The organism is Corallococcus sp. AB038B (assembly GCF_003668955.1).
GTDB lineage: Bacteria > Myxococcota > Myxococcia > Myxococcales > Myxococcaceae > Corallococcus > Corallococcus exiguus.
The window spans coordinates 79949-105086 of the sequence record NZ_RAWO01000019.1 but is presented as its reverse complement, the minus strand read 5'-3'; the positions used below and the strand labels follow the sequence as shown (position 1 = coordinate 105086).

Sequence of the window (25138 nt, the reverse complement as noted above, 5' to 3'; positions counted from 1 at the left end):
ACCGCCCTACCCTCCGAACGCCGCGAAGCGCGCCAGGCCCCGCCGCCAAACAGTCAAGGACACCATGCCCAGCCCCAGCACCCACGTCCACTGCGCCCCGAGCAGCGCCCACGCCTCCTTCGTCGAATGCGCCCCCGTCATCAGCTCCACCGGCAGCCCCATCTGGTAGCGGAACGGCAACCACTCCATGACGGTGCGCACGCCGGGCGGGAAGAACTCCACCGGGAACATGTACCCGGAGCAGACGAAGAACAGCACCATGTAGACTTCCATCAGCTTCTGGCTGCTCTCCAGGAACAGGCTCAGCGTGCCCAGCAGCACGTTCAGATAGAACGTGATCAGCCACGCGCCCACGATGCCCAGCGCGAACAGCCCCCAGCCCCCCAGCGACGTGGGCACGGCACGCTCGGCGCCCACCACCCACACGCTGATGCCCAGCACGGGCAGGACGATGGCGACGCGCAGCGGAATGCCCGCCAGAACCTCCGTCGCGTACGCGAGCAGCGGGGAGATGGGCCGTAGCAGCCGCATCGCCAGCGTGCCCTGCTTCACCTCGTAGCTGACCAGCCACGCCACCCAGGAGCTGGTCATCTGCCGCACGCAGAAGGCCGCGAGGAAGTAGCCCGTGAACTCCGCCTGCCCGAAGCGCCCCACCGGCCCGCCCCGCGCCACCGCCGACCACAGCGCCAGCATGATGAGCGGCATGGTGGTGGCCAGCACCCAGATGATCATCTCCGCGCGGTAGGCCACCGCCTCGGAGAAGCCGATGCGCAGCATCGTGGGCAGCGCCTTGAGGGCCGTGCGCAGGCTCACGCCGTCACCGCCTCCCGGGCGGCCTCCGCCCGGCGTGCCTTGCTCTCCTGGAACAGCTCGCTCATCACCTCTTCCAGGGGCGCGTTCTCCACCGTCAGGTCCGTCACCGGCAGCGTGGACAGCGCGCGGCCCACCGTGGCGTTCACCGCGTCCTGCTGGACCTGGAGCACCGCCGAACCCGGCTCGTGCGACACCACCTTGCCCAGCGGAGCCAGCAGGCTTGCGTCCACCGGCTGGCCCAGCCGCAGCACCACGCGCTTCTCCGGGCGCACGCGCTGCACCAGCGCGTCCAGGCTGCCGTCGTAGGACAGCTGCCCCTTGTCGATGACGATGACGCGCGGGCAGAGCGCCGCCACGTCGTCCATGTAGTGGCTGGTCAGGATGAGCGTGGCGCCCGTCTGCTCGTTGTAGGCCTTGATGAACGCGCGCATCGTCACCTGCATGGACACGTCCAGGCCGATGGTGGGCTCGTCCAGGAAGAGCACCCGGGGGCGGTGGATGAGGGCCGCCGCCAGCTCGCACTTCATCCGCTCCCCCAGGCTGAGCTGCCGCGTGGGCTTGCCGATGAGGTCCCCCAGCTCCAGCAGCGACACCAACTCATCCAGCGTCTGCTTGTACTGGAGGCGGGGCACGTCGTAGATGGCGCGGTTGAGTTCGAACGTCTCCGACGGAGGCAGGTCCCACAGGAGCTGCTGCTTCTGCCCCATCACCAGCATGATCTTCTTGAGGAACGCCTCTTCGCGCAGCCGGGGCACGTGGCCATCCACGGTGACTTCACCCTCGGACGGGTGGAGCAGGCCGGCGAGCACCTTGAGCGTCGTCGTCTTGCCCGCGCCGTTGGGGCCCAGGAAGCCCACGCGCTCCCCGGGCTTGATGTCGAAGGAGATGCCGTCCACGGCCTTGACGGTCGTGTAGCTGCGGTGGACGAGCGAGCGCAGGGCCGCCTTCAGGCCAGGCGGGCGCTTGTGGACCTGATAGTGCTTGCGCAGTCCGCGGACGGAAATCATGGCGGGATGGGTTTAACGCGGTCGCCTCCGGGTGGCGACCCCTGATGTGAAGGCAACGATGAGCAACGCATACAGCAAGGACCTGGAGCGATGGCTGCCCCGGCTCATCTCCGTGTGGCGCGCGTCCCGAGGCCGGGAGGACGGGCCGGAAGGACGCCTCACGCCGCAGGAGGTCAAGGAGGTGGGCGCGGGCGTGAAGCAGCTGTCCCACGGCCTCACCCGCGAGCGCCAGCTGGCCGGCGCCCGTTACATGGACGACCCGCGCCTGTTGGGCGCCTACCTCCTCTTCTACTGGCCGGTGTCCTACGCCCAGGCACGCCAGGTGCTGGGCGAGCTGCCGAACCGCCCGAGGCAGGTGCTGGACCTGGGCAGCGGCCCGGGCCCGGTGGCCTTCGCCGCCATGGACGCGGGCGCCAGTGAAGTGACGGCCGCGGACCGCAGCAAGCCCGCGCTGAACCTGGCGCGCGAGCTGGCCACGGAGGCCGGCGAGGCCATGGCCACGCGCGAGTGGGATCCGATGAAGAAGAACGCCACGCTGCCGGATGGCCAGTACGACCTCATCACGATGGGACACGTCGTGAATGAGCTGTACGGCGCGACGGACGAAGCGCTGAAGCCGCGCGCGGCGCTGCTGGAGTCGGTGCTCGCGAAGGTGAAGAAGGGCGGCAGCCTGCTGGTGATGGAGCCCGCGCTGCGCGAGACGAGCCGCAACCTGCTCAAGGTGCGCGACCTGATGGTGGAGCGCGGCTACGCCATCCGCGCGCCGTGCATGTATCGCGGCGCGTGCCCCGCGCTGGTGAAGGAGACGGACTGGTGCCACGCCGAGCGCGCGTGGCCCATGCCTCGCGTGGTGGAGGAGCTGGCGCGCGTGGCGGGCTTCCACAAGGAATCGCTCAAGATGAGCTACCTGCTGCTGGCGCCCAAGGGCGAGCCGTGGCCGGAGCCGCCGCCGGGCCGGCTGTTCCGCATCGTCAGCGAGTCGCTGGAGGGCAAGGGCCGCCAGCGCTACATCGGCTGCGGGCCGGAGGGGCGCGTGGGCCTGGCGATGCAGGAGCGCCACCGCTCGGAGAAGAACGAGAAGTTCTTCCACCTCCAGCGCGGAGACGTCATCGAGGCGACGGACCTGGAGACGAAGGGCGACGGCTTCGCGCTCGGGGAGAACGCCGAGGTGCGCATGGTGGCCCAGGCCGGACGCGGCGTGCCGCCCGCGCCCAAGCCGCCTGAACCTCCGAAACCTTGAGCGGAGACGACCAGGGCACGGTGGCCGCTCCGTAGAGGGATGCAGTCCTTCCCCCGGAGGCCCCGTGCCCCGCAGTCGCTTCACGCTGCCCGTCCTCCTCGCCTCCGGTGTGAAATTTTCCAGGAGCGCGATGGCGGCCCGCATCAGCGAGGCACCATCCTCGAAGGAGGACCGTGGCGACTCGTTCTCGGGCTGACGTGGTATCTCTGAACGGCTCGCCCCGTGGGCGCCGTCTGTTGTTAGGTTGCGCCGCACCTCATTCCCAAGGAAGGAACCCCGTGCCCGCACCCACGCCGCTGCGAACGCTCTATCCCGCCATCGAGCCCTACCGCACCGGCCAGTTGAAGGTCACCGGTGGCCACACGGTGCACTTCGAGGAGAGCGGCAACCCGAAGGGCAAGCCCGTGGTGTTCGTGCACGGCGGCCCGGGCGGCGGCACCGACCCGAAGCAGCGCCGCTTCTTCGACCCCAGCGTGTACCGCATCATCCTCTTTGATCAGCGAGGCTGTGGCCGCAGCACGCCGCACGCCAGCCTGATTGAGAACACCACCTGGGACCTGGTGGCGGACATGGAGCGGCTGCGCGAGCACCTGGACCTGGAGCGCTGGATGCTCTTCGGCGGCTCGTGGGGCAGCACCCTGTCGCTCGCGTACGCGGAGGCCCACCCGGAGCGCGTCACGGAGCTGGTGCTGCGCGGCATCTTCCTGTTGCGCAAGCAGGAGATCGACTGGTTCTACCAGCGCGGCGCGAGCGCGATGTTCCCGGACGCGTGGGAGCACTTCCTCGCGCCCATCCCCGAGGAAGAGCGCGGCGACCTGCTCCAGGCCTACGCGAAGCGGCTGATGGGTGACGACAAGCATTCACAGCAGGAGGCCGCGAAGGCGTGGAGCGTATGGGAGGGCCGCACCAGCTGCCTGTACCCCAACGCGGAGCTCATCGCGCGCAACGCGGGCGACGACTTCGCCATCGCCTTCGCGCGCATCGAGTGCCACTACTTCGTGAACAAGGGCTTCCTGCGCACGGACACCCAGCTGCTGGACGACGTGCACCGCATCCGCCACATCCCCACCGTCATCGTGCAGGGCCGCTACGATGTCGTGTGCCCGCCGGAGAGCGCGTGGGCTCTGCACCGCGCGTGGCCGGAGGCCCAGTTCGTCATCGTGCCGGACGCGGGCCACTCCGCCAACGAGCCCGGCAACACCTCCGCCCTCATCGAGGCCACGGACCGCTTCCGCGGCCTGTAACGGGCCGCGGGCACGGGCCGGGACGTCACATGTCCTGGCCTTCGGGCTCCGGGTCGTCCGATTGCCACTCGCACTTGCGGGCGTTCCACACGAGATGGGCCACGTGCTGGCCCGCCGTGGAGACGTTGAAGCGCTTCCACGCCTCCGGTCCCGGTTGATCCGCCATGAGCTCCACCAGCGACAGGTCATCCGCCCCGGGCTCCGTCAGATAGGGCGACTCCACCAGCTTCCCGCAGCCCGGCGCCATCAGGACCCCATCCGGCTTCTTCATGCTCACGATGGACGAGCCGACGGCCACCACCGCCATGGGCATCCCCAGGTCGGTGATCACCTTCTGGACGCGTGCATCCCGGACCATGCAGCTCGTGGCACTGTCCTTGAGGAGCAGCTCCGCCGTCGTGCTGCCCTGCTTCGCCTGGGCCTGAAGCGCCATGACGCGCTCCTTCGCCTGGGCTTGATTTTCCGGCGTGCACGGCCCCACGCACTGACCCTTCATCAGGACCTCCGCCAGCACGGCCGGCCCCTGAGCCACGCGCAGCAGCAGGTCCGAGGACTGGCACTCCATCACCGTGCGCGGGTTCAACCGGTGCTCGGTAAGCACCAGGCCCGGAGCGTTCGGGAACGGATGTGAGGCCGCCGCCTTCGCGTCCGTCTTGAGCGGCGACTTCAGCGCGTTGGGCGTGGGGCACGACAGCGCGGCGGTGCCGGTGAGCTGCCGCACTGACGCGTCCTGCACCCATGGCCGCACCAGGGCCATCGCACGTTCCGCGTCCTCCTTCGTGCCGCACACGCCCAGCACCGCGAACTGCTGCCCTTCCTCGAGCCCCGGAAGCGCCTTCGCGGCCATCACCTTGGGGAAGCCCTTCGCGGGCTTCACCCACGCCAACGCGCGGTCCTTCTTCAGCTCGGCCAGCTGCTTGGACAGCGCGGGCGCAGTCGCGTCCTGCCCCAGCACGACGGCCCAGGGCGCTTCCGCTCCCAGGGCCCCCGTGGAGGACAGGACACAGCTCAGGACGGCGAGGACACTCCAGACGGGACGGGGTGAGCGCATGAAGCGCGCACTCCACCCCATTCCGCGCTCAGCCGCGAGGGGTCAGCGACTTCGCCAGCTCCTCATAGAGGTGGATGGCGGAGCGGATGGCCTTCTCCCAGTCGCCCAGGTGCAGGCTCTCGTTCTCCGAGTGGGCGTACGTGTACGGATCCTCCACGCCGATGAGCAGCGCGGGCACGCCGCCCAGCTCCTTCGCGAACGGCTCCACGAACGGAATCGAGCCACCGCACCCGATGGTGACCGGCTTCTTCGCGTAGCCCTTCTCCAGCGCGCGGAACGCCGCCTGGAACGCCGGATGCGACGAATCCGTGTACCACCAGCCAGATGCCTGGTCCTCGCGGATCTCCAGCTCCAGGCCCCACGGGCACACCTTCTTCAGGTGCGCCACCAGCCGGCGCTGCACGTCCTCCGGATCCATGTCCGGCACCACACGAATGCCCACGCGCGCCCACGCGGACTCCACCACGATGTTGCGCGCGTCCTTGCGGCTGCTGGCCTGGATGGCGTTGATGGCCAGGCTCGGCTGACGCCAGTTCGTCTCCCAGGGGTGCCGCCCACCGCCCAGCAGTTGCACGCCCTCGCGCAGGCCCACCTGCTCGCGGAAGGTCGAGTTGTCGCCGGGCAGCGCCTGGATGCTCTGGCGCTCCGCCTCCGTCAGCGGCTTCACCTGCTCCATCACGCCTTCAATCGCGATGGTGCCATCCGCGTGCGTCAGCGACGCCAACATCCGGCACAGCGCCATCGCCGGATCCGGAATGGGCCCGCCCCACATGCCGGAGTGCACCGCCTGCTGAAGCCCCCGCACCTCCACGTCCACCGTCACCAGCCCGCGCAGCGCCGTGGTGATGGACGGCAGGCCCGTGTCGAAGTTGGTCGTGTCCGTCAACACGATGGCGTCCGCCGCTACCAGCTTCGCGTGCTTCTGGAGAAATGCACCCAGGTGGTCACTGCCCGCCTCCTCCTCGCCCTCGATGATGACCTTCACGTTGAGTGGGAGTTGGCCGGTGCTCTTGAGCCACGCGTCCACGGCGGAGGTGTGCACGACGATACCCGCCTTGTCGTCCGCCGCGCCGCGTCCGTACAGGCGGCCGTCGCGCTCCTCGGGCTCGAAGGGCGGGCTCTTCCAGGCCGCTTCGTCTCCCGCGGGCTGCACATCGTGGTGCGCGTAGAGGAGGAGCGTGGGCCGGCCCGGCGCCTTGAGCACCTCGCCATAGACATACGGATGCGCGCCCTCGATTTCGAGCAGTTGAACGTTTTCAAATCCACGGTCCTTCAACAGGGCCGCGGTGGCCTCCGCGCTCTTGCGCACGAGAGCGGCGTCGAACCCCGGAAAGGACACACTGGGTATGCGTACGAGGGCCTTGAGGTCCTCCAGGTACGCGGCCTTGTGGGCCTCGAAATGGGACAGCGCGGGATTGGTGGACATGCCCACCCCTTAACCCAAAAGCCGAGCAGGCACGTGGGATGCGCGCGCCCAAACGTCGCGCGTCTTATGTATCCTCCCGCCCATGCCCGGACTACCTACCCTGCTGTTGGTGGATGACGACAGCTTCGTGCGTCGCATCCTCAAGGACGTCATCGCGGACACGGGGATCGACCTGCGGCTGCTGGAGGCCGCGGACGGGGAGGAAGGGCTGGCGCTGGCGGCGAAGGAGCAGCCGGCGGTGATGTTCCTGGACCTCTTCATGCCGAAGAAGAGCGGGCTGGAGGTGCTGGGCGCCATCAAGACTGTTTCACCGGATACGCGCGTGCTGGTCATCAGCAGCATGGACGCGGAGCCCGTGGTGGAGCAGGCCATCGCCGCGGGGGCGATGGGCTTCGTGGGCAAGCCCTTCCATCCCCTGGAGATCGCCGCCGCCGTACGCCAGGCGCTCGCGTCCTGATTCCGCTGAGGTCCTCGTGTCGTCATCCGTTGTCGGTTACTGGGTGGGAGATTCGCTCGGCCGCGTGCTGGGCCCCCTGCAACTGCAGGCCTTCCGCGACCTCATCGCCTCCGGCCGATTGAAGACAGCCGTGCGCGCGTCGCGCGACGGCACGAACTGGGTCGCGCTCCAGGAGCTCCCGGAGGTCCGCGACCTGTTCACCACCGCGGCGCCCACGCCCTCCGTCGAAAACCAGCAGGCGGAGCGCCTTCGCAACCAGCTGCGCGGACTGCTGCACCTGCCGCCGCACGAGGTGTTCGGGCTCAAGCCGCAGGCATCCCTCGATGAGTTCCGGCTCGCCTTCTTCCGCATGGCGAAGCGCTTCTCACCGGAGCACCTGTCGTCGGATCTGCATCCGGAGCTGCGCAAGGTCTCCGTTGAAATCTTCGACTTCCTCTCGCGGCGGATCCGCGAGGCGGAGACGCTCTTCCTCCAGGGCGCGATGCAGCCTCCCGCGCCCCCGCCGCCCCGGCTGGACATGGGCGGCGCGCAGCCCTCCGCGCCGCTGCCGATGAGTGGATCCGCGGTGCCCGCGCGTCCGCCGCCGGTGATGACGCCGCAGGCCGCCGCGATTCCACCGACGCCTGTTCCGGGTTCCTTCACACGTCCGCAGGCCGCCGCGATTCCGCCAACGCCCGTTCCGGGTTCCTTCACGCGTCCCGCGGCAGCATCCATTCCGCCGACGCCTGTTCCGGGTTCCTTCACACGTCCGCAGGCCGCCGCGATTCCGCCGACGCCCGTGCCAGGCAGCATGACGCGTCCGGGGGTTCCTCCCGCGCCGCCCCGGCCTCCGCCGGTGATGACGCCCACGACGCGTCCGGTGACGCCGCCGCCGCCCACGCCGGCTCCCGCACCGCCGCCGCCCGCGCCCATCCGGCGCCCCATGGCCACCCCAGCGCCCTCGTATTCGAGCGCCGAGTTCGTGGGCCTGGAGCGCCGGTCGGACGACCGGCTCCACGCGGACGTGAAGGTGTCGATGAAGAACATGGGCATCTTCACCGACCACCGCATCATCAACCTGTCGTCGGGCGGCCTGTTCATCGGCACGGACCGGCCACTGCGGCTGGGGACGCAGGTGGAGCTCACCTTGCGCTTCGATGATCCGGAGCGGGTGATGACCCTGCGCAGCTCCGTCATCTGGGAGAACTCCCTGGACGACGGCAAGAACCCCAAGGGCTACGGGTTGCGCCTGAGCTCGCTGCGCGCGGAGGAACGGGACTTCATCCAGCAGTACGTCCGCCGCCCCAAGAAGCCCTGACAGGTTCCCGGGCGGGTGGCTCCGCTCGGGATTAGAACAACTGGCCCAGGAAGACCGCGCTCATCGCCACGAAGGCGACCCACACGGCCATGACGGACTTCAATTCCAGGTCCCGGCGGTCCAACTCGTTCGCGAAGTTCATGGTGTCTCCTCCAGTGCTCAACGCCTTCATCCCTTCCTACGGCACACCCGCGCGGCGATTGCCTCCGGGCTCCCGTTCCCCTGGAACGCAGGGGCGGCGATGAGCGTCTCCGACTCGCTGGATGGCCTGCTGCCCGCGCTGCCGGTGCCGCTGTTCGTGATTCGCGGGGACCGGCTGGTGTTCGCCAACACCGCGCTGCGGACGCTGCTGGGTCTGCGCGAGGACGAGCTGCCGTCACTGCTGGAGTTCTCCGCGCGCTTCGGACCGGAGGAGCGCTCCTGGGTGGAGCCCCTGTGCGAAGCGCTGATGCGCGGCGAGCAGCCCACGCCGGTGCGGCCCGCGTTCGTGCGCATGCGCGGCGCGGATGGACGCCTGCACCTGCTCTCCCCCGTCACCGCGCCGGGCCGCGTGCCGGAGGAGCAACTGGTGCTGCTCCTGGACGCGGAGGGCGGGGACGCGGTGCGCACGCTGTCCACCATGCTGGTGGCCACCGCGGCGGAGCTCCTGCGTTGCCGCGACGAGGACGCGGTGTTGGAGCTGGCGGTGGACGCCCTTCACCGGCAGGGCTTCTACGTCTCCGTGATGTTGCTGGAGGGGGACTTCCTGCGCCACGGGCCCATGCGCCAGGAGGCGGAGAGCCTGGCGGCGGCGTCGCGGCTGTACGGACAGGACGTGCACGCGGTGCGCCTCCACCGCTCGGGGATGCCGCACCTGGCGGAGGTGCTCACGAGCCGCCGGGCGGTGTTCCATCCGGACGCGTTCAGCATGGCGCGGCGGCTGCACACGCCGGAGGTGGCGGACACCATCCAGCGCATCTACCCGCCGGGCTCACGCGCGCTGGACGCGCCCATCTACGTGGGGGACGAGCCCTTCGGCGTGCTGGCGGTGCAGTCCACCACGCTGACGCCCGCGAACGCGGGGGCGCTGGAGCTGTTCGCGCAGCTCATTGGCGGCGCGCTGGAGAACGTGCGGCACCACCGCGCTGCGGAGGCACGGCTCGCGGAGGTGTCCCGCCTGCAGAACGAACTCATCGCCAGCGAGCGGCTGACGGCGCTGGGCGAGGCGGCGGGCGTCGTGGCCCATGAGGTGCGCAATCCCCTGGGCGCCATCCTCAACACGGTAGCGGTGCTCAAGCGTGAACCCCGCCTGGGGCCCGCGGGAGCCTCCGCCGTGGAGATGCTGGAGGAGGAGGCCATCCGGCTGGAGGACATCGTGCGCGACCTGCTGGACGCGGTGCGCCCGCTGGAGCCCCGGCCGCGCCCCGTCTCGCTGGGCGAGCTGGTGCACCGCGCGCTCGCGCAGCTGCTCCACGGCCGTGAGGAGCTGCCCAAGCCGCGCGTGGCGTTCGACGAGGCGCCGGACGTTCCGGACCTGTCCGGCGACGAGACGCTGTTGCAGCTGGCCGTCACGCACCTGATGCGCAACGCCATCCAGGCCTCGCCGCGCGGAGGCACGGTGCGAGTGGAGGTGCGCCGCGTGCCGGACGGCGTCTCGCTGAGTGTGGAGGACGAGGGCCCGGGCATCGCGGGCTTGGATCCGCAGCGCGTCTTCGAGCCCTTCTTCCTCACCCGCGCCAACGGCCGCGGCCTGGGCCTGGCCATCGTGCGGCGCGTGGTGCTCGCGCACGGAGGCAAGGTGCGCGCGGGCGCGCGTCCCGAAGGCGGCGCGCGCTTCGAGCTGGTGCTGCCGCTCTAGCTCAAGCACCCGAGAGCAATCGCAGGCAGCGCAGGCAGCCGTTCTTCGAGCTGCCGCGCGCTCTTCAGTTCCTGCGTCGCCCCACCGGCTCGCTTCGAGCGGGTGCTACCGCTCCAGCTCAGCCGCCCGCCAGCACCAGCAGACAGCGCAGGCCGCCGTTCTTCACCTGGAGCTGCCTCGCGCCCTTCAGTCCCAGCGCCGCCACCAGCTTCGGATCCTCGGGGACGATGAGCGCCTTGCGCCAGTCGCGGAACGCGCCGTTCATCGTCGCGCCCAACGCACGGTAGAGGTCCGGCAGGTCCTCCGTTTCGCCCACGCGCTTGCCATAGGGCGGGTTGGCCACCACCAGCCCGGGTGCGTCCGGAGGGGCCTTCAGCGTGCGCAGGTCATGCCGCTCCAGCGTCAGCGTCACGCCCGCGCGTCTGGCATTGCGCCGCGCCGTACCCAGCGCACCCGCGTTGAGGTCGTATCCGCGCATGGGCGCGCGGGGCTCCGCCAGCCCCTCGGCTTCCGCTTCCGCGCGGCGGTGCGCCCAGGCCGCCTTGTCGAAGGACGGGAAGGACTGGAACGCGAACGTGCGCAGCAGGCCCGGCGCGCGGCGCTGGGACATCCACGCTCCCTCCACCAGGAACGTGCCCGAGCCGCACATCGGATCCACCAGGGGCACGTCCCCCGCGTAGCCCGCGAGCCGGAGGATGCCCGCGGCCAGCGTCTCGCGCAGGGGCGCACGCCCCACCTCCTGCCGGTAGCCGCGCTGGTACAGGGGCGCTCCGGACGTGTCCACGCTCACCGTCCAGCGCTCTCCTTCGCCGCGCACCAGCAGCGTGAGCTCTGGCCCCCCACCCTCCTCGTCCAGGTGTCCCGCGACCGTCACCTCGCACGGGTCCCAGGCCACGGCCGCGGACTCCAGCACCACTGCGGGCCCCGGGGCCACGGAGCGGTGCAAGGTCACGGACAGCCGCAGCGGCATCTTGCCGTCCCAGACGCCCGCCATGGGCAGCGCTTGCAGCCCATGCACCAGCGCGTCCGCGGTGGGCGCCGTGAAGGTGCCCAGGCGCAGGAGCACGCGGCTCGCGGTGCGCACGCGCAGGTTCGCCGTCTGGTGCAGACCGGACGGGCCCTCGCACTCGATGCCGCCCTCCGCGCGCCGGAAGGACAGCCCCAGCTCGCGCGCCTCCGACTCCAGCGCGGGCTCCAGGCCCGGCAGCGTGGACACGTAGATGGACTCGCCCGTCCGGGCCTGAACGTCCGTCACGCCGACCGCGTCCGTGCGGAGGAACCCACGTCCATCGCGGCCTGCTCCAACGCGCGCTCCATCTGGTTCAGGTCATACGGCTTCGGCAGCAGCACCACACGCTCCAGCGCCTTGCCGTCCTCCGCCGACACCGCGCGAGAGTCTCCGGAGGCAATGATGATTCGCAGGGCTGGATACAGCCGCACGGCCTCGCGCGCCAGCACCACGCCGGACTTGCCCGGCAGCGTCACGTCCGTGAAGAGCAGGTCGAAGGCATCCTTCGCCAGCGCCTCGCTCGCCGCCTCCGCGCTCTCCACCGCGAGCACCGTGTGCCCCAGGTCCGTCATCAACTCGGACGCGGACTCGCGGATGTCCGCGTCGTCCTCCACCAGGAGGATGCGCAGCGCACCGTTCGCCTTCGCCTCCACGGGAGCGGGCGTGGGCGCGCGGTACGGCTTCGCCGCCAGCCGCTGCTCGCGTCCGCGCAGGAGCACGCGAATCTTTCGCGCCAGGTCCTCGCGCCGGTACGGCTTGGACAGAAGGCTCACGCCCGGATCCAACCGGCCGCCGTGCACGATGGCGTTCTCCGTGTAGCCAGACGTGAAGAGCACCTCGATGTCCGGCAGGTGCGCCTTCGCCAGCCGCGCCAGCTCCGGGCTTCGCACCGGCCCCGGCATCACCACGTCCGTGAAGAGCAGGTCCACCGGCAGGCCGCTCTGGATGACCGCGAGGGCGCTCTGGCCGTCGTGTGCCTTGAGCACGCGGTAGCCCAGCTCCGTGAGCACCTCCACCACCGTGGCCCGCACCGCCGCGTCGTCCTCCACCACGAGGATGGTCTCCGTGCCGCCCTCCACCGGCCCCGTCCCGGCCTCCGCAGGCTGCGCCGCCGCCTGGAAGGTGCGCGGCAGGTAGATCTTGATGGACGTGCCGTGGCCCAGCTCGCTGTAGATTTTGACGTGGCCGCCGGACTGCTTCACGAAGCCGTACACCATGCTCAGGCCCAGGCCCGTGCCGCGCCCCTCCGGCTTGGTGGTGAAGAACGGCTCGAACGCGCGCTGCATCACCTCAGGCGTCATGCCGGCGCCCGTATCGGAGATGGCCAGCAGCACGTACTGCCCCGCCGTCACCTCCGGGTGCATCATCGCGTAGTGGTCATCCAGCATCGCGTTGCCGGCCTCGATGGTCAGCTTGCCCCGGCCGTCCATGGCGTCGCGCGCGTTGATGGCCAGGTTGAGGATGACGTTCTCCAACTGGTTGCGGTCCACGGACGTGTTCCACAGCCCGCCCGCGATGACCGTCTCCACCTCCACGTCCTCGCCCAGCGCGCGGCGCAAGAGGTCGTCCATGTCGCGCACCAGCCGACCCAGGCTGAGCGCCGTGGGCGCCAGGGGCTGCCTGCGCGCGAACGCGAGCAACTGCGACGCCAGCCGCGCCCCACGCTCCACCGCGCCCAACGCCGTCTCCAGGCGCCGCTGCGCGCGCGTGTCACCCACCGTGTCGCGCTGGAGCAACTGGAGGTTCCCGCTCACCACCTGGAGCAGGTTGTTGAAGTCATGCGCCACGCCGCCAGTGAGCTTGCCCACCGCCTCCATCTTCTGTGCCTGGAGCAGCGCGGCCTCCGCCTGGCGGCGCTCCGCCTCGCTCTCCTCCAGCGCCCGAGTGCGCTCGCGCACCAGCTCCTCCAGGTGCTCGCGGTGGCGGGACAGCTCGTCCTCCGCCCGCTTCTGCGCCGTCATGTCGTGGCCCTGGACGAAGATGCCGGAGACGCTGCCGTCCGCCTCGATGACGGGCTGGTACACGAAGTCCAGGAAGGCCTCCACCAGCGGCCCCCCGGGCTCGCGCTGCAACTGCAGCCCCATGTTGTGCCCGACGAAGGGCTCGCCGGTCGTGAACACCCGGTCCAGCAGCTCGAAGAAGCCCTGCCCGGCCACCTCCGGCAGCGCCTCCCGCACCGTCTTGCCCAGCAGGTCCCGGTGCCCCACGAGCTGGAGGTAGGAGCGGTTGGCCAGCTCGAACACGTGCTCCGGCCCCTTCAGCGAACACATGAAGCCCGGCGCCTGTTCGAACAGGCGCCGCAGGTGCCGGCGCTCGTCGTCCAGCACCCGGTTGGCCTCCTGCACCGCCTGGGCGCGCGCGAGCACTCCGCTCATCAACTGCGTCCGCGGCCCGCCCCCATCCAGTGACGTCTCCGGGCCGCGCACGGCCTGCTTGAGCTGATGCAGCTCCGTCACGTCCATCGTGTGCTGGAGGATGAAGGCCACCTCGCCCCGCCCGTCCAGGAGGGGCGTGTGCGTGGCGCTCCAGTAGCGCTCCTCCAGCACCACGCCGCCGTCCGTCTGGCGGGGCACCCGGTAGGGAATGATGGCCAGCGTGTCCGGCACCCGCTCCGTCAGCACGCGGCGGAACGAGTCGCGCAGCATCCGGGTGCTGGCATTGGCCGGGTCGTCCGGGTCGTGCGGGAACGCATCGAAGGGGGTGCGCCCGACCAGGTTCTCCAGCCGGCTGGCGGTCACCCGCAGGTAGGCCGAGTTCGCGGTGACGTACCGCAGCTCCCGGTCCAGCAGCATGTAGGGATTGGGCGACAGCTCGAAGAGCGTCTGGAAATCGAAGGGTGCCTGCATCCATTCACGGGGAGGTCCAGCAACCTCCCCGCCTTTCCTGGGGCCGCCGCGAACGCGGAAAGGGGTTCCCGTCCAGTGTACGGACATCCCCTCCATTGCACCGGTCAAAAGGCTGGGGGCCCCCGTCTTCCCGGACGCCAGGCCTCCCCGGGGGCAGCCTTCTGGGCACCACTCAACATCTGTCCCACCCAGGCACCCATTGGACCTGCCACATCCGTCCGGGCTGTAAGATTGAGCGGGTCTTTCAGACCTCTCAATTCCCATGCTATGAGATTATTACCGCTAAGGCGGTGTAATCCCACATGAACCGGGGTGTGCGGCAGGGGGTCGCCTTGGACGGGGGAGGAAACGACCTCCCGGCCTTCCGCCAGAGCACTCGCGCCCGGCAGGAGGTCTGTCCCCAGATGCTCGCCGTTCCAGAACCGTTGTCGCTGGATGACTTGGAAGCGGTCACCTCCCGTGCGTTCGACCGTCGCGCACTGACGTCGTCGGTCCGGGAGCTGTCGGTGGTGGCCAACGCGCGCGGCCTGTGGGCGGTGACGCGCCAATGGCTCACCATCGCGCTGTCGGTGGCGTTCGTGGTGCAGGTGGACCGCTGGTGGGCGTGGGTGCTGGCCGCGGTGGTCATCTCCTCGCGGCAGCACGCGCTGTTGAGCCTGGTGCACGAAGCCTCGCACCACCACCTGCTCTCGAACCGCAAGGCCAATGACGTGCTGGCGGACCTGCTGTGCGCGTTCCCCATGAACATCACCACGGAGGGCTACCGCAAGGAGCACGCGGAGCATCACCGCTATGTCAACACGGAGAGGGACCCGTACTGGCGAACAGCGCAGCGCGACCATGCGTGGATGTTCCCGCGCACGCGCTGGGGCATGGCGCTGGTGCTGCTGGGGGACATGGTGGGCTTCTTCACGCCGTCCCACGTGCGCATCATGATTCCCTGGTCCTATACGGGCCGCGCGATGGGCAAGGGAGGCCCGCCGCCGTCCCGCGCGGAGCACCTCCGCTACGCGCTGTGGCTGACCAGCTTCATCACCTTCCTCACGCTCACGGGCGGCTGGCTCCACTACCTGCTCTTGTGGTCCATCCCGTCGCTGACGCTGATGATGATGGCGTTCCGCATCCGCGCGGTGGTGGAGCACCCCTTCACCGCCGCCACTCCGGATGAGACGCACGAGACGCGAGACGTGGCGGCCGCCACCTGGTTCGAGCGCTCCTTCATCGCGCCCTTCAACGCCAGCTACCACCTGTCCCATCACCTCTTCCCGTCCGTGCCCTACTACCACCTGCCCGCGCTGCACGAGCGGCTGAAGCAGACGAACCTCTACCGCCCCGGGGAGAATCATTTCCAGACGTACCTGGGCGGGGAGACGAGCGCGTGGAGTTTCCTCACGTCGCTGGGCAGGAATGAAGGGCGTGGTCCATTGCCTGTGAAGGATTGAAGCCGTATCCATCACAGCGTGGCTTGCTTTCCCCTGGAGGCGCCCCCGTGGCGCCTCCAGGCGTGGGAAGGGCCCGCCCGCCCCAGCCGTCACCAGGCGCGTTTCCCTCTGAAGCCAGACGCCCGCCGCGCCGCTGACACAGCAGCCTGGCGTCCTGGCGACGTGCCGAAACACCCCACCCCATGGCTTGAACACAGACGATGAATCGCGGTGTTTCTCCGCCTGCGATTCGCCAGGTCCCCCCTTGCACGTCCGCCAATCCAGGCGCGGCGACAGGGCGACCGGGGGACCCCTGCCACGCGCCGCGAGCAGGGGGATGCGGTTCCCCCGGCCCCGCTCTTTTCACCTGGCAGCAGGAGAGAACTTGAGAAGGCAGCTCATTGGGTTCCTCGTGGCGTTGGGCGCCATGCACACCGGCTGCGGTGGCGCGCCGGACTTCACGTCCACCGCGGGCGACGACGACTCGCTGGGGAATTCCGGGGACGCGCTCGCGAGCGCGACCACGATGTTCGACGATGCGCTCGGCTCGGGCTGGCAGGACTGGTCCTGGGCGACGCACAGCCTCAGCGCGACGAGGCCCGTGTACGCGGGCACCCGTTCCATCTCCGCGACGTTCGGCCCCTGGACGGGCCTGTACTTCCACCACGCGGGCGTGCCCACCACGGGCTATGGCTTCGTGGAGTTGCAGGTGAACCCCGGCGCGACGACGAACCCCGCGCTGGCGCTCTACGCGAGCGTGGGCGGCGTGGCGAAGTCGCCCGTGGCGCTCAACTCCACCTGTACGGGCGGCACGCTGAAGGCCAATGCGTGGACGCTGTGCCGCATGCCGCTGGCCACCCTGGGCGCGGCGAACACGACGCTGGATGGCCTGGTGGTGATGGAGAACGCGGGCCGCTCGCTGCCCGTCATGTACCTGGACAACGTGCGCCTGGCGGCGGGCACCACCGCGCCTTCCGCGCCCACGGCCCTGAAGGCCACGGGCTCCGCCACGGACGTGGCCCTCACCTGGGGCACCGTGACGGGCGCCTCCGGCTACCACGTGTATCGCGCCACGTCGCAGACGGGCACGTACACGCGGCTCACCTCTTCCGCGCTCACCGCCGCGTCCTACAAGGACACGAGCGCCGCCGTGAACACGACGTACTGGTACACCGTCACCGCGCTGAACGCGGTCGGTGAGAGCGCGAAGTCCGCGGCGGTGTCCGGCAAGCGGACCTCCACCACGGGCGTGAGCGTCAGCGTCACCCCTGCCAGCGTGACGCTGTCGCGAGGCGGCGTGCAGACCTTCACCGCGCTGGTGACGGGCAACACCAACACGGCCGTCACCTGGAGCGTGCAGGAAGGCGCCACCGGCGGCACCGTCACCACCAGCGGCACGTACACCGCGCCCCAGACGGCGGGCACGTACCATGTCGTGGCCACGAGCAAGGCGGACACGACGAAGAAGGCCACGGCGGACGTGGTGGTGACGGGCCCGGTGGGCAACACCAACAAGTGGGTGTCCGGCTACTACACGGGCTGGAACGCGGATGACTACCCGCCGGAGAAGGTGGACTTCAGCGCGATGACGCACATCATCGTGGGCCGCGTGACGCCGAACACGGACGGCACGGTGGACGCCATCTTCGACAACTCGAATGGCTCCGCCATGGCGAAGACGCTCTCCACGCGCGCGCACGCCGCGGGGCGCAAGGCCATCATCATGGTGGGCGGCGCGGGCGAGCACGACAACTGGGTGGGCGCGGCCTCTTCCGCCAACCGCGAGAAATTCGTCCAGAGCCTGCTCAAGGCGATGGATGACCATGGCTACGACGGGCTCGACATCGACTGGGAGCCGGTGGAGGAGGTGGACAAGCCGAACCTGCTCGCGCTGGTGCAGCGGCTGCGTCAGGTGCGGCCCAACATGCTGCTGACGTTCCCCATTGGCTGGATCAACAACAACTTCGCCACGGACGCGTCGCTCAAGTGGTACCCGCAGCTGGCCCAGTACCTGGACCAGGTGAACGTCATGTCCTACGAGATGATTGGCGTCTGGGACGGCTGGGATTCGTGGTTCACGTCCGCGCTCAAGGGCGAGTCCGGCACCCACCCGACGTCCGTGGAGTCCAGCCTCAAGGCCTGGGTGGCCGCGGGCATCCCCAAGGAGAAGCTGGGCATGGGCATCCCGTTCTACGGCCTCGCGTGGCGCCACATCACCGGCCCGCGACAGGCCTTCACCAACTGGTCCGACTACGTGGGCGGGGACAACTCCTTCACGTACAAGAAGATTCTGGCGCTCTCCAAGACGGGCACGCTCCAGTGGGACGCGGCGGCGCAGGCCAACTACGTCACGTTCAACACGCCGGTGGAGGACGGGACGGTGCGCTGGATTACGTACGACGGTCCGGAGGCCATCCAGGCCAAGGGCCAGTACGCCAAGGCGAACGGCTACGGCGGCACCATCATCTGGACCATCAACCAGGGCTGCACCGACCCCGCGACGGGCACCAACCCGCTGCTCACCGAGGTCAAGAAGGCGTTCCTGCAGTAAGCGGGACGACTTGAAAGCAGACGGCCGCGTGGGCACCTGCCCGCGCGGCCGTTTTCGTTGCAGCGTGACGCGGACTACGCGGAGGGCGGCACCGCGGAGGGCGGAGCCGTGGGGGCCACCGGCTCCGGGCCACCCGCATAGACGCCCTGGTACGCGGGCGGCAGCAGCGCGGCCACCCGGCGCATCATCGCGTCCACCAGCGCCTGGCGCGCGTCGGAGGAGCCGGACACCTCCGGCTCCAGGTCCGCCATGCGGAAGGCGGGCCCGAAGGTCACGGTGACGTCCGCGTGGAAGAGCCGCTCGCCGCCCATGTCGGAGTCGTTGATGGGCATCAGCTTCTCCGTGCCCGTGAGCGCCACCGGAACAATGGGCACGCCCGCGCGCTTGGCGATGAGCCCCACGCCCTTCTTCGCCTCGAGCAGGCCTCCGGCGCGGCTGCGGCCCCCTTCCGGGAAGATGAGGACGGACTGGCCGCCCTTGAGCAGCTCCACGCAGCGGCGCAGCGCTTCGATGTCCGGCGAGTTGGGCGTGATGTCGATGGTGTCCATCGTCTCCGCCGCCAGCCGGGTCATCACCGTGCCGTGCAGCTTCACGCCCGCCAGGAAGACGACGCGCCGGGGACGCAGCGCCCGGTAGAGCGTGAAGCCGTCCGCGTTGGACAGGTGGTTGCAAATGAAGAGGCAGGGGCCGTCCGGCAGGTCCTTCAGGCCATACACCTTCGCGTGGGACAGCCGTCCCCACACGCCGTGCATCAGGCCGCGCACGACGTGGCGGCGCAGCCCGTAGGGGAGCAGCGACATCAGGGCGAAGAGAAGTCGAAGCACGGGCCGGCCCACGTCCTTTCCGGGTGCCCCTGGTCAACAGGGGGAGCGATGGCTGGACGTCCTTCTAGAAGATGTAGTCCCGCCCGGTGGGGTGGGTCAGCGGTCCTCCCTGAGCGCTGGACCGCCCGCCCGCCCTTTCGTCATCCAGCCAACGAAGTGCCGGCCCCGCGGGCCCGGTGCGCGGGACGCGCCGCCCGCGAGCCCGTCCGCGCGGCCCCGTACCCTGCGTGTTATGGGGAGGCGCATGAGCGTTGAAGCCACGCCCACCCGAGCAAAGCGGCCCGTCGAGTACGAGGCCACCGTCACCGGCCTCCGGATGGAGACCCACGACACGGCGACGCTGTCGCTGGAGCTCGGCTCGGGGGAGGGACCGCTCGACTACAAGGCCGGCCAGTTCATCAACATCGACCCGCATCAGTTCCGGTCGCTCGCGCAGCAGTGCGCGTACCTGCAGGAGCAGAAGGGGCGCAAGGAGCCGCCGCGCTCGTACTCGCTCGCCTCCGCGCCGCACGAGCGGCACGTGGCCATCACGGTGAAGGACGAGGAGTTCATCCCCGGCGTCACCCGCTACCCGCCGCTCCTGTCGCCCCTGCTGGTGCACGGGCGGCTGGTGGGCGCGAAGCTGAAGGTGACGGGCTTCATGGGACCGTACGTGCTGCCGGACGACGTGACGGAGCGGGCGGACCACGTGCTGCACGTGGTGGCGGGCTCCGGCGCGGTGCCGAACTTCGCCATCGTGAAGGACGCGCTGCACCGCGGGCTGAAGCTGCGGCACACGTTCCTCGCGTCCAACAAGACGTGGGGGGACATCCTCTACCGCGAGGAGCTGGCCGCGCTGGAGCAGGCGGCGCCGGACCGGGTGCGGGTGGTACACACGCTCACGCGCGAAACGGATGAGGCGAAGTATGGGCCCCAGGTGCGCAAGGGCCGCGTCGCGGAGGCGCTCCTGCGCGAGCTGATTCCGGCGCCTGACACCTGCATCGTCTACGTGTGCGGGCCCGCCATCACTCCGTGGGACCGGCGCAAGGCGCTGGAGACGCGCACGCCCGCCACGCCGCGCTTCATGGAGGCGGTGCTGGGCCACCTGCACGAGCTGGGCATCCCGGACAAGCGCATCAAGCGCGAGGCCTACGGCTGACGCATCAGTGCGTCGTGACGTCCTCGGGAGGCAGCTGGTCCAGGAACGTCAGCACGTGCTCGGCCGTCTCGCGGGGCTTCTCCATGGGGAACAGGTGCGAGGCGAGCGGCAGCGTGTCCACCCGCGTGCGCTTCATCTCCTGCTCCGCCCGCGCCAGCGCGTCGGGCAACAGCGTGTCGGAGCGCTCACCGCGCAGCACCAGCGTGGGCGTCGTGTTGTCGCGGATGAGCTTCCATGGGTCCGCGGGGAAGGTCTCGAAGATGCGGGCCTCCCACTCGCGCGGGAAGCGCAGGCGGAAGTCGCCCGCCTCCGTGGGCACCAGCCCGTGCGTGATGTAGTCGCTGAAGCAGTCCGCGTCCCAGTCCTTGAACAGCTTGCGCTGGCGATACGCGGTGGCCGCCTCCTCGCGCGTCGCCCAGCGGTCCCTCCGCCGCAGCGCGCCCTGCACGATGGCGGTGCGGTCCATGCGGCCCAGCAGCTTCATCAGGCGCAGCGCCCACAGCCGGGACCCGGTGATGAGCACGGGGTCCAACGCCACCACCGCGCGGAACAGCCCCGGGTTCGCGGCGGCGGCCATCAACGTGCTCGTGCCGCCCACGCTGTGCCCCACGCCCAGCACGCCAGAGCGTCCCCGCGCCTTCAGCTCGCGCGCGAGGTCCTCGCCCAGCTCCTTCCAGGTCGTGAGTGCCTTCGGGTCCTGGCCCGGCACCAGCGGCCGCATGCGCAGCGACACCACGTGATAGCGGGTCGTCAGCCGCGCGAAGAGCTTCCGGTACGTCTCCGGAGGAAAACCGTTCGCGCAGGCGAAGTGCAGGAGCGGCCCGCTCCCACCCCAGTCATCCAGCTCCAAGGCCATGCCCCTTCCCATCAACACCCTCCACCGCGTCGCGGCGGAGGGACTTCACGGCTCGTCCCACTCACATCCGGTGCCCTGACGGCCACCGGCCGGCCCCATCCCGGGACGAGACTCCGTACCCCGACATTCAGACACCGCGAACGCCGCCCTGGGTCCTGCCGCCGAGCCCGACCTCCGGCATCGACGTCATCTTGACCGGTACCCCTGACGTGCCCACGTCCTCCGACATTCTCCCGGACGCGTCCTCAAGGAACCCGGGCCTCTGGAATGTCGTCCCGTGCGCATCGCACGGACGGAGGGCATGTAACGCCCGCCCGGCCGCCTCGCACGGCCGGGTCGGCGGTCCCTCCCGGTGCGGGGGAACACGCCTCCCCCTCCCGTGAGGTCACCTGCCCCACCCTACGGTCCAGGTGGGGCCCGCTTGCGTTCAGGATTCGGACGGCGCCGCGGGCGCTGCGTCCGACGTGGGCTCCGGAGCCGGCTCCGCTTCCGACACGGGCTCCGACGCCGACTCCGCGCCACCACCGGCCGCGCCCGCGGGCTTGATGCCCAGCAGCCGCGTCAGCCGGGGCTGCACGCCCGTCTCCGCCAACAGCGCCTGGAGCTGCAGCCGCGCGCGCCGGTTGTCCCCGTGCACCCGCCGCCCGAGGATGAGCTCGTTCTTCAACGAGTGCTCCCACCCGGTCAGCTCCGTCACCGTCACCTGGTAGCCGTACGCCTCCAGCGTCAGCGCGCGGATGACGTTCGTCAGGTGAGAGCCGAACTCGCGCCGGTGCCACGGGTGCTGGAAGAGCAGCGACATGGAGCCGGCCGGCTTCGCCTTCTTCTCCTTCAGCTGCGCCGCCACCTCCGCCTGACAGCACGGCACCACCGCCACGTGGTCCGCGCCGTGTTTGATGGCCGCCACCAGCGCGTCGTCCGTGGCCGTGTCGCACGCGTGAAGGGCCATCAGCACGTGGATGCGCTCCGGGTACTCCGCCGCGTCGATGTGCGCCGTCTGGAAGCGCATCCGGTCGAAGTGCAGCCGCTCGGCGCGGCCCTTCGCGCGCTCCGTCAGGTCCGGCCGCCCCTCGATGGACAGCAGCTCACCGCCCGCCGCGTCCTTCAGGAACAGCTCGTAGACGACGAAGCCCAGGTACGCGTTGCCGCTGCCCGCGTCCACCACCAGCGGGTTCGCGTGGCGCGTCTGCACGTCCTCCATGGCGGGCCGTAGCAGGCCCACCAGGTGGTTGACCTGCTTGAGCTTGCGCAGCGCATCCGCGTTGAGGTTCCCCTCGCGCGTGAGCAGGTGCAGCTCACGCAGGAGCGCTTGGGACTGGTCCGGAAGCAGCTCCTTGCGGACCTGCGGCGCCTTGACGTTGCGTCTCAGACGGACACCACTTCGGTGACCTCCGGGATCATCTCCCGGAGCCGGCCCTCGATGCCCATCTTCAGCGTCGCCGTGGACGACGGGCAGCCCGCGCACGAACCCTTCATGTGCAGGTACACGATGCCGTCCTCGAAGCGGTCCAGCGTGATGTCACCGCCGTCCTGCGCCACGGCCGGGCGGATCTCCTCGTCCAGGATGACCTGGATGCGCTGCTCCACCGTGCCGTCCGCGGACGCCGTCTGGCGCGCCGCCGCGACGGCCGCCTCGTCCACCACCGGCAGGCCCTCCGACAGGTGCGTGTCCAGCGTGGACATCACGGAGTCGTTGAGCTCGTCCCACTCGCCGGACTCGCCCTTCGTCACCGTGACGAAGTTCGTGCCCAGCATCACCGCCGTCACGCCCTGGATGTCCATGAGCCGCAGCGCCAGGGGCGACTTCGCCTGCGCTTCGTCCCGGTTGGTGAAGTTCACCGCGCCACCGCCCAGCAGCTTGCGGTCCACCACGTACTTCAGCGTGCTGGGGTTGGGGGTCCACTCGAGCTGGATGTTCACTGACATTCTGTTCTCCCTACGAAAGTCCGCTTCCTCTAAAGGGCGCCGGGCCCCATAGCAACCTGTCCGGCTGTCAGGCAAACGCCTCGCGCTGGCCATTCACTCCGGATGGAGCCCCGCCCGCCACCGATGTAAGACATGGCCCCATGCCCTACCCGCCCCGCCTCGCCCACCTGGCCACCAAGGCCGTGGTGGTGGCCAAGCTGAGCCCCACCTACGCGGACGCCCACCGCGTGGACGCCGAGGAGGCCTCCCAGCGCCTCTCCACCGCCCTCTCCGGGCGCCTGCTGACCTCCCTCCTGGAGGCCACCTGGACGCAGATGCTCGGGAGCACGAAACGTCTCAAGGAAGACGGCCTCCTGGAGAAGGTGGCCGCCACCCTGAGCGACCGGCCCCAGCGGCCTGGCAAGGTCGCCAACGTGACGGCCGGGTGGAGCGCCTTCCTCATCCTGGTGGACCTGGAGGTGGGCACCGCCAGCGACGCCGCCCGCCGGGTCATGGAGTCGGACGAGGGCCGCAAGCGCGCAGCCGCGGGGCTCACGGAGGTGGCCGGCTTCCTCGCCCAGGAGCTCACGCGCGGCAAATAGGGTGGCCGGTCGGTCGTGGCGGCAGCCGCCACCCGCCGTTATAGGCTGGCGCTCGCCACGTCCATGTCCGCCCCGCTCCCCACCACGCTGCGCCTGCTCACATCCATTACCGACGTTCCCTCGTCGGCCTGGGACGCGCTCGTGGACCCGGGGTCGGTGCCGTTCCTGGAGTGGGGCTTCCTCGCCGCCCTGGAGGAGAGCGGCAGCGTGGTGCCCGAGCGAGGCTGGCACCCGCGCCACCTCACCCTGTGGCGGGGCTCACGCCTGGTCGCCGCCGCGCCCGCGTACCTGAAGGACGACAGCCACGGCGAGTTCGTCTTCGACGCCGCCTGGGCCACCACCGCCGAGCGCGCGGGCATCCGCTACTACCCCAAGCTCGTCCTGGGCGTGCCCTTCACGCCCGCCACCGGCCGCCGCGTGCTGGTGGCCCCCGGCGAGCACGCCCCGTCCCGCGAGGCGGAGCTGTACAACGCCGCGCTGGAGTACGCGCGCGCGGAGGGGCTCTCCAGCGTCCACGTCCTCTTCCCCACCCCGGAGGAGCTGCCGGTGCTGGAGGCGCAGGGCTACGCGCTGCGCCTGGGCGTGCAGTACCTGTGGCGCAACGCGGGCTACCAGACGTTCGAGGACTTCCTCGACCGCTTCCGCTCCAAGCGGCGGCACCAGATTCAGCGTGAGCGGCGTGAGGTGGAGGACCAGGGCATCACCCTGCGGACGCTCCGGGGCGACGCACTGGAGGAGGTGGACGCGGCCTGCGCCCACCAGCTCTACGTCTCCACGGTGGACCGCTATCCGTGGGGCGTGCGCTCGCTGACCGAGGACTTCTTCGCCCGCCTGCTCGCCGGCTTCAAGCACCGGTGCGAGTTCGTGGAGGCCCGGCGGGAAGGCCGCAGGGTGGCGGGGGCGTTCAACTTCACCGGGCCGAGCACGCTGTACGGCCGTTATTGGGGTGCGTTCGAGGAACATCCGTTCCTGCACTTCAACGTGTGCCTCTACCACCCGGTGGAGGACTGCATCGCCCGGGGCCGCGAGCGCTTCGAGCCCGGAGCAGGCGGCGAGCACAAGCTCACCCGGGGTTTCGAGCCGCACCTCACGTACAGTGCGCATCTGTTCCTTCACCCCGGCCTGGACCGGGCGGTGCGCGGCTTCCTGGCGCACGAGCGGGCAGCCGTCGAGAGCGGCCTGCCACTGTGGTGGGCGGAGACGGGTTTCAAGGAGCGGGTCTAAGCGGTTTCAAGCAGGGCCCGCCAATGGTTCGCGAAGCGAAGGCAAGGGAGTCCGCAAGCCCATGGCTCAGAAGCACCAACACGATGACGGCCAGGTCGTCACGGAGGCCGTCCCCAAGCAGAAGCTGAAGAGGCCGACGCTCTACAAGGTCCTCCTGCACAACGACAACTACACCACGCGCGAGTTCGTCGTGGCCGTGCTCAAGGAGATCTTCCACAAGTCGGAGACGGATGCCGTGCAGATCATGATGCACGTTCATTACAACGGCATCGGTGTGGCGGGCGTTTATACCTACGACGTCGCCGATACGAAGCTCAAGACAGTGGAGGCCGCGGCGAGGGACAACGGGTTCCCCCTGCGACTGTCCATGGAACCCGAGGAAGGCTGAAC

General features: G+C 70.0%; 21 protein-coding genes. 11 read left to right on the top strand and 10 right to left on the bottom strand.

The window, feature by feature from the left end:
* Window positions 1-6: 6 nt before the first annotated feature.
* A complete protein-coding gene (locus D7Y04_RS40775; protein ID WP_121762843.1) occupies window positions 7-813 on the bottom strand; it encodes an ABC-2 family transporter protein in 807 nt (268 codons plus the stop codon).
* The gene (locus D7Y04_RS40770) at window positions 810-1820 is read right to left on the bottom strand and encodes an ATP-binding cassette domain-containing protein (protein WP_120596046.1); all 1011 of its coding nucleotides are present in this window, start codon (window positions 1818-1820) and stop codon (window positions 810-812) included. Before D7Y04_RS40770 ends, D7Y04_RS40775 begins: the two co-directional genes overlap by 4 nt.
* 58 nt (window positions 1821-1878) lie before the next feature.
* Between D7Y04_RS40770 and D7Y04_RS40765 the strand changes: the two genes are divergently transcribed.
* Both D7Y04_RS40765 and pip read left to right on the top strand, forming a co-directional pair.
* Complete coding sequence (locus D7Y04_RS40765; RefSeq protein WP_120577494.1) at window positions 1879-3060, top strand: small ribosomal subunit Rsm22 family protein; 1182 nt, start codon at window positions 1879-1881, stop codon at window positions 3058-3060.
* Between the two features lie 278 nt (window positions 3061-3338).
* Complete coding sequence (pip, locus tag D7Y04_RS40760) at window positions 3339-4304, top strand: prolyl aminopeptidase (protein WP_121762842.1); 966 nt, start codon at window positions 3339-3341, stop codon at window positions 4302-4304.
* 25 nt (window positions 4305-4329) lie between these two features.
* Here the strand turns inward: pip and D7Y04_RS40755 are convergent, their stop codons facing one another.
* Both D7Y04_RS40755 and D7Y04_RS40750 read right to left on the bottom strand, forming a co-directional pair.
* On the bottom strand, window positions 4330-5355 hold the full coding sequence (locus D7Y04_RS40755; RefSeq protein ID WP_121762841.1) for a hypothetical protein: 1026 nt from the start codon (window positions 5353-5355) through the stop codon (window positions 4330-4332).
* Between the two features lie 28 nt (window positions 5356-5383).
* Complete coding sequence (locus D7Y04_RS40750) at window positions 5384-6781, bottom strand: M20/M25/M40 family metallo-hydrolase (RefSeq protein WP_171807775.1); 1398 nt, start codon at window positions 6779-6781, stop codon at window positions 5384-5386.
* An 82-nt stretch (window positions 6782-6863) separates the two neighbouring features.
* Between D7Y04_RS40750 and D7Y04_RS40745 the strand changes: the two genes are divergently transcribed.
* The 3 genes from D7Y04_RS40745 to D7Y04_RS40735 all read left to right on the top strand — a co-directional run bounded on the left by D7Y04_RS40745 (window position 6864) and on the right by D7Y04_RS40735 (window position 10372).
* Window positions 6864-7238 carry a response regulator gene (locus D7Y04_RS40745; protein ID WP_121762840.1) on the top strand — a complete coding sequence of 125 codons (375 nt, stop codon included), beginning with the start codon at window positions 6864-6866 and terminating at the stop codon, window positions 7236-7238.
* 16 nt (window positions 7239-7254) lie between these two features.
* Window positions 7255-8535, top strand: a complete 1281-nt coding sequence (locus tag D7Y04_RS46655) for a TIGR02266 family protein (RefSeq protein ID WP_121762839.1) — start codon at window positions 7255-7257, stop codon at window positions 8533-8535.
* 241 nt (window positions 8536-8776) lie between these two features.
* Window positions 8777-10372, top strand: coding sequence for an ATP-binding protein (locus D7Y04_RS40735; protein ID WP_120596051.1), 1596 nt, complete (start codon window positions 8777-8779; stop codon window positions 10370-10372).
* 118 nt (window positions 10373-10490) lie between these two features.
* On the opposite strand, the gene D7Y04_RS40730 is transcribed toward D7Y04_RS40735, so the two are convergent.
* Together D7Y04_RS40730 and D7Y04_RS40725 are read right to left on the bottom strand one after the other, a co-directional pair.
* Window positions 10491-11627, bottom strand: a complete 1137-nt coding sequence (locus D7Y04_RS40730) for a class I SAM-dependent RNA methyltransferase (protein ID WP_121762838.1) — start codon at window positions 11625-11627, stop codon at window positions 10491-10493.
* A complete protein-coding gene (locus D7Y04_RS40725; protein WP_121762837.1) occupies window positions 11624-14227 on the bottom strand; it encodes a response regulator in 2604 nt (867 codons plus the stop codon). The genes D7Y04_RS40730 and D7Y04_RS40725 overlap by 4 nt, the downstream gene beginning before the upstream one ends.
* Window positions 14228-14631: 404 nt before the next feature.
* On the opposite strand from D7Y04_RS40725, the gene D7Y04_RS40720 reads away from it, so the two are divergent.
* Complete coding sequence (locus D7Y04_RS40720) at window positions 14632-15669, top strand: fatty acid desaturase family protein (protein ID WP_233601808.1); 1038 nt, start codon at window positions 14632-14634, stop codon at window positions 15667-15669.
* A gap of 364 nt (window positions 15670-16033) precedes the next feature.
* Window positions 16034-18199 (top strand): glycosyl hydrolase family 18 protein, encoded by a 2166-nt coding sequence (locus D7Y04_RS40715; protein WP_121762836.1) that lies wholly within the window; start codon window positions 16034-16036, stop codon window positions 18197-18199.
* 74 nt (window positions 18200-18273) lie between these two features.
* Here D7Y04_RS40715 and D7Y04_RS40710 read toward each other — a convergent pair whose 3' ends face one another.
* Window positions 18274-19023, bottom strand: a complete 750-nt coding sequence (locus tag D7Y04_RS40710) for a 1-acyl-sn-glycerol-3-phosphate acyltransferase (RefSeq protein WP_121762863.1) — start codon at window positions 19021-19023, stop codon at window positions 18274-18276.
* A gap of 244 nt (window positions 19024-19267) precedes the next feature.
* On the opposite strand from D7Y04_RS40710, the gene D7Y04_RS40705 reads away from it, so the two are divergent.
* Window positions 19268-20161, top strand: a complete 894-nt coding sequence (locus D7Y04_RS40705; protein WP_121762835.1) for an oxidoreductase — start codon at window positions 19268-19270, stop codon at window positions 20159-20161.
* Window positions 20162-20165: 4 nt separating this feature from the next.
* On the opposite strand, the gene D7Y04_RS40700 is transcribed toward D7Y04_RS40705, so the two are convergent.
* The 3 genes from D7Y04_RS40700 to D7Y04_RS40690 all read right to left on the bottom strand — a co-directional run bounded on the left by D7Y04_RS40700 (window position 20166) and on the right by D7Y04_RS40690 (window position 22943).
* The gene (locus tag D7Y04_RS40700) at window positions 20166-21017 is read right to left on the bottom strand and encodes an alpha/beta fold hydrolase (protein WP_233601807.1); all 852 of its coding nucleotides are present in this window, start codon (window positions 21015-21017) and stop codon (window positions 20166-20168) included.
* A gap of 427 nt (window positions 21018-21444) precedes the next feature.
* Entirely contained in the window at window positions 21445-22269 is an 825-nt protein-coding gene (locus tag D7Y04_RS40695; protein WP_171807781.1) for an SAM-dependent methyltransferase, read from the bottom strand.
* 113 nt (window positions 22270-22382) lie between these two features.
* Window positions 22383-22943, bottom strand: a complete 561-nt coding sequence (locus D7Y04_RS40690) for a NifU family protein (RefSeq protein WP_120600256.1) — start codon at window positions 22941-22943, stop codon at window positions 22383-22385.
* 140 nt (window positions 22944-23083) lie between these two features.
* Here D7Y04_RS40690 and D7Y04_RS40685 point away from each other — a divergent pair, with 140 nt between their 5' ends.
* From D7Y04_RS40685 to D7Y04_RS40675, 3 genes are all read left to right on the top strand, one after another.
* Window positions 23084-23524 carry a hypothetical protein gene (locus D7Y04_RS40685; protein ID WP_121762833.1) on the top strand — a complete coding sequence of 147 codons (441 nt, stop codon included), beginning with the start codon at window positions 23084-23086 and terminating at the stop codon, window positions 23522-23524.
* Window positions 23525-23587: 63 nt separating this feature from the next.
* A complete protein-coding gene (locus D7Y04_RS40680; RefSeq protein WP_121762832.1) occupies window positions 23588-24748 on the top strand; it encodes a GNAT family N-acetyltransferase in 1161 nt (386 codons plus the stop codon).
* 61 nt (window positions 24749-24809) lie between these two features.
* Window positions 24810-25136: an ATP-dependent Clp protease adaptor ClpS gene (locus D7Y04_RS40675; RefSeq protein WP_120577101.1), complete on the top strand. Its 327-nt coding sequence runs from the start codon at window positions 24810-24812 to the stop codon at window positions 25134-25136.
* Window positions 25137-25138: the final 2 nt, after the last annotated feature.